Origin of the sequence: Priestia aryabhattai B8W22, from assembly GCF_000956595.1 — a bacterium.
Classification (GTDB): domain Bacteria; phylum Bacillota; class Bacilli; order Bacillales; family Bacillaceae_H; genus Priestia; species Priestia aryabhattai.
In genome coordinates this window covers 117,232-125,550 of sequence record NZ_JYOO01000014.1, presented here as the reverse complement: position 1 = coordinate 125,550, position 8,319 = coordinate 117,232, and the positions used below count along the sequence as shown (strand labels likewise).

Here is an 8,319-nt window from a genome sequence, read left to right as displayed (position 1 = left end):
AGCAGTCTTTTTTTGTTTATTTATTTAGCTTTTTAACTAATTCATCACCCATTAACTCAGAAGAAAAAGGATCTCGGCTTGTGACAATTTGATCATTGGCCCAAACGGCATATGCTTTTTTATCCATCTCAGGGATGTAGTTAGCCACTTCACGAAGTTCTTGTTCTAAACTGTATGGTAAAAAGGGAAGTACTTCTTCCGGTTCAATTTCATCAGGATAACCGGTTACGTCCAGTCCTTTAATTAACAGCTCATCATCGGATCCTTTCAAGAAAGCAAAAACAGAAGGTCCGTGACACTCAGCTGCTAAAATACCTCCGTTGTCGTATACTTTGTTCATAAGTGCATGCAAGTCCACATTTTTTGCTAAGTCAAACATAGCGCCGTGGCCGCCTACTACTAAGATAACGTCATAGTTCTCAGCATCTACTTCTTCAAGTTTCATTGTCTGATCCGCTCTTCCTGATTCATATAATTTCTTATACGTTCCGTCTGGATCAAAGTCTTCTGAAATACTTCGAACGTCTACTTCCGGCTTACCTCCAAAAGGTGAGGCTAAATCAACGGTGTGCCCTGCGTCCTCAAGCTTTTGCAGCGGAGCAAATAATTCTTCTGCCCACCAACCTGTGTGATAATCTTTCTCTTCGTATCCGCTTGATAATACAGCTAACACTCTTGCCATGTTTATACCTCCTAAATGATGTAAAACGTATAGTGATACATATCATGTATTCATTGTGAACTGTACCCTATATAAAAAACTTTAAACAATGGCAAGTTATGAAAAGGTAGCATGAATCATAAACAAAACCAAAAAAGAGATAGCAAATTTAAGATGCCACTTTTTATCTGTACGCTTATAGCGCTTCACACCCATCACAAGTAAACAAACTAGAACAGCCATTGTAATAATTCCTGAAAAGTACGTAAAATTTGCTTGAAATCCTTTTATTAAAGCCATATAACCATGTAAAATAATCAAGGCCGTTGATATAAGAGCAATGGGAACGTGCCACTGACGAACGTACTTGGCTAAAAATTGGATAAGCGGTTTTAACTCGAAATTTCCTTTTTTTATGTGCGATAACGGTTTCCATTTTAATAATAAAAAAACAGGATAAATGGCTAAAGCTGCAAAGAAACCAATTCGTGCAATTGAACCAAGCTCTTTAAAATTCCCTTCATATATTTTAGAATCGAGTGGAAGGGAATGTTTATAAATAGGGATATAAATAAGCCCTGCTACAACTAGCAAAAAAGAGATAGTAAAGATAAAGATCACTTTTTTACGCTCACTTTTATTTTTGATTAATGTCTGTAGCCATGATTTTTTAGCTGGAGATTTAGCTGAATTCATTTTCTTCCTCCTTGGAAAAAACTAGTTAGTGTCAGTATGAACTTTTTTTCTTAAAAAATCTTTAAAAATTCTTCTTTTTTAAAAAAATTCATTTTTTTCTTTGCAATACGCGTTATAGTTAAACAAAGGGTTTAAAAAGGAGATGAATGCATGAAAAAAAGAATAAGTATATTTATCATCAGTCTTTGTTTACTTTTAACGGCCTGTGGTCAGGAACCTGCTCAAAGCACAAACGCTGAGCAGCCAAAACCGTTGGACGTAAATCTTCAAGGCCCAGAGGCGTTACAGAAAAATGAAAGCGGTATCTACAAAGCCGAAATTACATATGGAGACGAAAAAGTAAAAAATGATGATGTTGAAATGATTGAATTTGAAATAAAGAAAAAAGATGGTGAAGGGAAAGGGAAAGGGAAGATGTTAAAGCCTAAACAAATAGGAGAAGGTGTATATGAAATACAAACATCTTTCTCTGAGCCTGGCACATATACCGTGCAATCACATGTTTCTGCAAAAGGGACGCATAACATGCCTCTTATAACCGTTACGGTTAAATAAAAGAAGTCAAGGATTCTAACTCCTTGGCTTCTTTTCGTTTAGTATGTCCATTAAATTCCCATTCTACAAGGGGAAAAGGTTCTTTGGAATAGGATGATTTTTTCTATCATCAATTAAAGTAATGCACTGAGCCAGCTGTTCAATCCCTCGTTTGATCGTATTCTTATTTACTTGTGAGATGCTTAACCGGATAAGAGTGTCTCGTTTGTATTCTGGTAAAAAAAATCTAGAAGCATCATCAACATATATGTGCTGCTCGTTTAGCATGTGAACGATCTGTTTTGCTGTCACATGCTCAGGCAAACTAATGGATAAATAGAATCCTGAAGTTGGTTTAGAAAAATGTGTATGAGCGGGCAGCAGTGAATCACATGCTTCTACAAGAGTTTGCATTTTGGTATGGTATACCTCTTTTATCTTTTTAAGATGACTAGTAAACATGCCGCTTTTTAAATAAATTTCAAGAGCACCTTGGGAAAGCGCTGAACTATTAAAATCTGAACTGAATTTATATCGTAAAAAGTTGCTATTCATTAACGAAGGAAGCACGACAGCAGCAATGCGTAAACCAGGAAGAAAGATTTTCGAAAAGCTTTTAATGTAAATGACTCGTCCAGAAGGATTAAAAGAAAATAAAGGATCTGATTTTGCATCGGGATCAAGGTCACCCAAAAAGTCATCCTCGACTATGTATACATCGTATTTTTCAGCCAGCTCCACGATTTTTTTCTTCTCAAAATTTGTATAACAATGCCCAAGAGGATTGTGGAATCTCGGAATAATATAGAAAAATTTTATGTCATTATTTCGAAAAATGTACTCCAAACGATCAAGATCAATGCCTTCCATCGATAGCTCGATCCCAAAAGTAGTAGCTTGGTGCAGGGTAAGAGACTCGATAAAACCGAAATAAGTGGGCTGTTCAATCAGGATATTATTTTTTCCATTTGGAAATGGCATAGAAACTAATAAGTGAAGGGCTTGCTGAGACCCGGATACAACAACTAACCTTTCAGCTTGAGTGAACACCTGTAGATTCTGCAAGTGTTTCACTAACTGTACCCGTAATGAGTAAGAGCCTTGTTGATCAGAGTATGTAAAAAGCTCTTCTTTGTAGTGTTCAATCGCTTGGTTTATACAATGCTGAAATTCAAGATAAGGCATAACGTTTTTATCTGGACCAGCAGACAAGAAATCAATCACTTCATTTTCATTCGTCCTATGTTGAAATTCTGCCACAACGTAGTAGCCGCTTTTAGGAACAGAATAAATTAAATGCTCTTTTTCTAATTCGCTGTACGCTTTAATAACGGTATTCTTGCTGCACGAAAAATGTTGGGAGAGTCGGCGAACAGAAGGGAGTTTACCACCTGCAATAAGCAATCCATTTGCTAGGCCAAGCTTAATTTCTTCCATAATTTTCATATATTTCAAACTCATAGGTCCTACTCCTTTAATTTGTACCCGTACAGTTAGGTAAAAGAATGATTTATTTTAGCAGTTGTCCTGCGCTATCCTTTTAATTATATCAGAACTTTTTTTAGAAAAATGGTACAGTTCTGAAAAATAAAAAGACAGGGGTAGGGTAAGATGCAAAAAGAAACGAGAGAGAAAATGGGCTTATTGTTAGGGGTAGTAGGCGTTATCTGTTTTAGCTTAACCCTTCCTTCTACAAGCATTGCAGTCGAGTATTTCGGAACGACAGTCGCTGGTTTAGGAAGAACAGCTGTAGCTGCTATTTTAGTAGCTGTGATATTGATTGTACGAAAAGAAAAATTTCCATCTCGTCGCCAATTTAAAAGTCTGCTGATCGTTGCTTTAGGCGCAGTTTTAGGGTTTCCTCTGCTCACTTCCTCGGCAATGAAATCATTGCCTGTTTCTCACGGAGCGGTTGAACTTGCTCTTTTACCATTAGCCACAGCCGGTTTTGCGATGTTTAGAGGGGGTGAACGTCCTTCTTTCAAATTCTGGATGTCAAGCATGATTGGTTCTGCAGCTGTTATCGTGTATGCTCTTCATCTCGGGTTTGGTCAACTGCAGTTTGCTGATGCAGCTCTACTAGCAGCGGTGCTGATACTTGGACTAAGCTACGCAGAAGGAGGGGTGTTAGCAAGAGAATTAGGAAGCTGGCAAGTAATTGCTTGGGCCATTATCATCGGTGCGCCATTTTTTGTGATTCCAGTGGGAGTAAGCATTACAGCTGAAATGCTTCATGCGCCTTTACAAGCGTGGGTTAGTTTGATTTATCTCTCAGTCGTTAGTCAATTTTTAGCATACGTTGCTTGGTACAGCGGGATGGCTATGGGGGGAATAGCCAGAGTTAGCCAGGTTCAATATTTGCAGCCATTTTTAATGATTTTGTTTGCAGCTCTGTTTCTAGGCGAATCAATTACACTTTTTACTCTTGCGATAGCACTAATTGTTGTCTTTTCGGTTGTACTAGGCAAAAACGCCTCGGTATCAAAAAAAGAAGTGCATACACAGGAAATGATGAATAAAGATGCTTAACTAATATGAATTTGTTACATTAAAGCAACATGCTCTATTCCTGTTAGCAATCAGCAGGCTCATTGGGTCACCTGTTTTCTCTATGTAAGTTTTGAGAGCCAAAATATAAGAAACGAATGAATTTCCTATGTGAAAAAGGTATATAACGGTTTTTTTTCACATAGGTTGAACATTATACAAGAACTTGTACACCGAAAAATACAATTAGACAAATAATTCGTATTGGGCTTGTCATATACATAGAGAGAAGAGGTAGTGATGAAAAAGGACGGGAAATAGAGGAGATAACGAGATGAACACTTTTTTGAAAGGAACGTTTATTTTAGCAGGTGCTGCCTTTGCGGGAGAGTTAATTGAATTTCTTGTAAATATGGTACTTGCTAGAGAATTAGGAAGGGAAGGCATGGGCATGTACATGACTGTTCTTCCTATCATTTTTCTTATTGCCACCGTAGCTAACTTAGAACTGCCTATTTCTATTTCTAAATTTCTTGCTGAACATCATCGCAAAGAACATCAGCATATGATGAAGCATGCCACCATTTTTGCTACTGCTGTGAGTTTGGGCATCTTTTTTATTACACTGGCCGTATTAGCAGCCTTTCCATTTTTTAGTCACTATCATCCTTACTTAAAATGGGTTGTACTATGTTTCATTCCGGTTGTTTCATTTTCAGCGGTGCTTCGTGGATATTTTACGGGTAAAAATAATATGACGACTATCGCTGTGTCTAATTTTATCCGCAAAGCCTTTCAGTTGACTATTTTATTTGTTGTTTTTCAAATGTTTGCTTTCACAGATGTTAAAATGTCACTGTTTATTGCGATTTGTACGCTAATTGGGACCGAAGCTGTTATTTTGCTTTATTTTTTTATCACGTATGTCACTCAGCTAAGTGTTTTATCAAGAGGGCACAGACCTTTGCTTTCTCCAAGTGAGATTCGGAAAAAGCTGCTAGGCGTCTCACTTCCGACCACGGGACTGCGTTTATTTAATGCGGTATGTAATGCTATTCAGCCGTTTTTAATCAAACACGCGCTCGTTTTATCTGGAATGACTTTAACCGGGGCAACGCAGCATTTTGGTATGCTAACAGGGGTAGCGATGTCGATCGGCTTTTTTCCGGCTTTCTTTGCTCATTCTCTTTTAGTAGCACTTATACCCGCTGTATCTGAAGCTCATGCGAAAAATCAGGAAGAACAGCTTCAAAGACTTTTGACTCAAAGCATGCAAATGACGTTTTTATATGGAATTCCGTCTATAGTGGCGATGTATTTCTTTGCTGAGCCGCTTACCAACTTGTTTTTTCATTCTACCGAAGCCGTTTACTATTTAAAAGCTTTATGGCCGTATTTTCTTTTCCACTTCTTTGCGGTTCCGCTTCAAGCTTATTTAATTGGCCTTGGCTATGTGAAAGATGCTTTTTATCATACGATATGGTCGCATATTGTGTCTTTTTCCCTGATGTTTTTCTTGGGATCACAAACCAATATTGGCATGCAGGGAATTATAATCGGGATGAACTGTGGGGTGGTTGTCTTAACGGTTCTGCATTATGTAACGATTTGCAAAGTTATTAACGTTTCCTTTTTTTCACTTAAGCATAAAACGCATCTATCTTAAAAAAACCTCCAACAGTGAAGTTGGAGGTTTTTTGGTTACCAGTTATTCATAATTGAGCTAAACAGTGTAGCAGGGTCTTGTCCGCCGCCGCCTGATAAGTATTTCGTTGTTTGCGTAGAATTAGCATTATCAAAGCCAGCGTGGATAGAGACGACCGCATCATCGGTATACCCGACAAACCAAGCATCTTTGACATCGTTGGTTGTACCGGTTTTGCCTGCAGCATCTCGTGAAGAACGAGCGTTAACACCTGTTCCATAGCTTTTTTCAATGACATCTTGCAGCATGGATGTCATTGTATCCGCATTGTCTTCACTCATTACTCGCTCTGTCTGAATGTCCGGCTTTTTCACTTCCCCATCGCGCATCTCGAGTTTTCGAATTGCGTACGGCTTAGTCATGACGCCTTTGTTAGCAAAAGTTGTATATCCTTGTGCTAACTGAAGGGGAGAGAACGTTGTTGTCGTTCCTCCAAGAGCAAGCCCTAATTTGGACTTATCATCATCTTCAAGAGGAAGTCCAGCTTTTTCCATGAATTTTGCGCTTGTATCAATACCAATTTGTTTTAAAAGCCAAACAGCTGGAACGTTAAGTGAACGAGTGAGTGCTTCACGCATTGTCACATGCTTTTGATATTCACCTTCTGCGTTTTTAGGGCTGTATCCACCGCCAAAGTCTTGTCGTTCATCACTCAAGAGTGAAGTTGGTGTATAATCTCCCGTTTCTAAGGCTGGACCATATACGGCTAAAGGCTTAATAGCTGAACCAAGCTGATAGCCGCTCGTAGCACGGTTTAAGCCGTTTCGCTCATAGCTGCGTCCTCCATACATTGCTGAAATCCCACCTGTTTTAGGGTTGACAGCTGAAATCCCAACCTCTACTTTGCTGTTGATGCCGTCATCTCGGAACGTATGATTTGCTACAGAGTTATTAATCGATTCCTGTAAATTAGGGTCTAAATCTGTATAGATGGCATAACCACCCTTATAAAGGTCATCAGCAGATACGCCATATTGTTGAGCAGCTTCTTTAATTACATAATCAATAAATGCTTGATTTGAGTTCGGTTTTTTAACCGGAATACTAGGCTCGACTACACGTTCATTTAACGCTTGCTGATACTGAGTATCGCTAATAACGTTTTGGTCATGCATCAGTTTTAATACAACGTTTCGTCGGGCTGTCGCTTTTTCTGTACTATTGCTTGGTGAATACGTACTCGGCGCTTTTGGCAGTCCTGCTAAAAGCGCAGCTTCGCCTACGGTTAAATCTGATACAGGCTTATTAAAATAAAGATGAGAAGCTGCACCAATACCATATACACCGCTTCCGAAATAAATTTGATTTAAATATAATTCCAAAATTTGATCTTTTGTAAATTGTCTTTCTAAGCCTAGCGATAGAAACATTTCATCTACTTTACGTTTAATGGTCTTATCACTAGATAAGTAAAGATTTCTTGCTAACTGCTGCGTAATGGTACTTGCGCCTTCAGCTTTACTCATTGTCACAATGTTCGTAAAAAGGGCGCGGCCAATACCTTGTAAATCAATCCCAAAATGCTTGTAAAAGCGACGGTCTTCCGTTGCAACAAACGCCATTTTTACATAATCGGGAATTTCATCGCTCGAAACATTTTGACGGGGAACGGTTTTATACAATTCGTCAATCTTACGGTCATTTTTGTCATAGACTACCGTACTTTGAACCGACTGCAGTTTCGAGTAAGATAAATCAGCCGTCTGCTGAAATTGCTTTAATACATAGGTAACTCCTAGCATTACAATTAAAACAACGACTAAAAAGGCTAAAATAAATTTCCTCATGTTGGTTCACTCCACTAAGTAATAATTCCATGTTCACACATAGCTACATTTTTCGTCTTTACAAGGTCGTTATGTAAAGAATACTGAAGTTTGTTGGCCCATTCAATCTTTTAACAGAGAGATGGATGATAAAGTATCAACGTTCATAAGCTGACGCGCTAAGTTTTATAAAGGCTATTATTCAAGTGCAGGTAAGTTTTTAGGGTATAAGATGATTGACATAAATAGCTCTTTACGCAGTTATTTTTTGCTTACTCGCAGATGCTTCGTTTTTTATTAAACTGAAACGAAGTGAAATACAATCATCTGAACTTAGTTTACCCATAAATTTGTGTTTGTCAAATAAAGTCGTATAAAGCACTATTCAGGGCTTTGTTCCCTTTTATGAAAAAACAAACTGGTATTTTACGTTCTGTTTCCCATAGAAAAAAGTTGTTATAACACGTATA

General features: G+C 38.1%; 7 protein-coding genes. 3 read left to right on the top strand and 4 right to left on the bottom strand.

Annotation, left to right across the window (positions count from 1 at the left end):
* Nucleotides 1-16: 16 nt before the first annotated feature.
* Both N178_RS13060 and N178_RS13055 read right to left on the bottom strand, forming a co-directional pair.
* Entirely contained in the window at nt 17-682 is a 666-nt protein-coding gene (locus tag N178_RS13060; protein ID WP_013083773.1) for a type 1 glutamine amidotransferase domain-containing protein, read from the bottom strand.
* Between the two features lie 96 nt (nt 683-778).
* A complete protein-coding gene (locus tag N178_RS13055) occupies nt 779-1,357 on the bottom strand; it encodes a hypothetical protein (RefSeq protein WP_045292690.1) in 579 nt (192 codons plus the stop codon).
* A gap of 150 nt (nt 1,358-1,507) precedes the next feature.
* On the opposite strand from N178_RS13055, the gene N178_RS13050 reads away from it, so the two are divergent.
* Nucleotides 1,508-1,912 carry a FixH family protein gene (locus N178_RS13050; RefSeq protein WP_045292689.1) on the top strand — a complete coding sequence of 135 codons (405 nt, stop codon included), beginning with the start codon at nt 1,508-1,510 and terminating at the stop codon, nt 1,910-1,912.
* Between the two features lie 63 nt (nt 1,913-1,975).
* Here N178_RS13050 and N178_RS13045 read toward each other — a convergent pair whose 3' ends face one another.
* The gene (locus N178_RS13045) at nt 1,976-3,352 is read right to left on the bottom strand and encodes an aminotransferase-like domain-containing protein (protein ID WP_045292688.1); all 1,377 of its coding nucleotides are present in this window, start codon (nt 3,350-3,352) and stop codon (nt 1,976-1,978) included.
* A 150-nt stretch (nt 3,353-3,502) separates the two neighbouring features.
* Here N178_RS13045 and N178_RS13040 point away from each other — a divergent pair, with 150 nt between their 5' ends.
* Both N178_RS13040 and N178_RS13035 read left to right on the top strand, forming a co-directional pair.
* On the top strand, nt 3,503-4,420 hold the full coding sequence (locus N178_RS13040) for a DMT family transporter (protein ID WP_045292687.1): 918 nt from the start codon (nt 3,503-3,505) through the stop codon (nt 4,418-4,420).
* A 292-nt stretch (nt 4,421-4,712) separates the two neighbouring features.
* Nucleotides 4,713-6,044: a polysaccharide biosynthesis protein gene (locus tag N178_RS13035; RefSeq protein ID WP_013057669.1), complete on the top strand. Its 1,332-nt coding sequence runs from the start codon at nt 4,713-4,715 to the stop codon at nt 6,042-6,044.
* A gap of 35 nt (nt 6,045-6,079) precedes the next feature.
* On the opposite strand, the gene N178_RS13030 is transcribed toward N178_RS13035, so the two are convergent.
* Nucleotides 6,080-7,870, bottom strand: coding sequence for a transglycosylase domain-containing protein (locus N178_RS13030; protein ID WP_045292686.1), 1,791 nt, complete (start codon nt 7,868-7,870; stop codon nt 6,080-6,082).
* Nucleotides 7,871-8,319 lie beyond the last annotated feature (449 nt).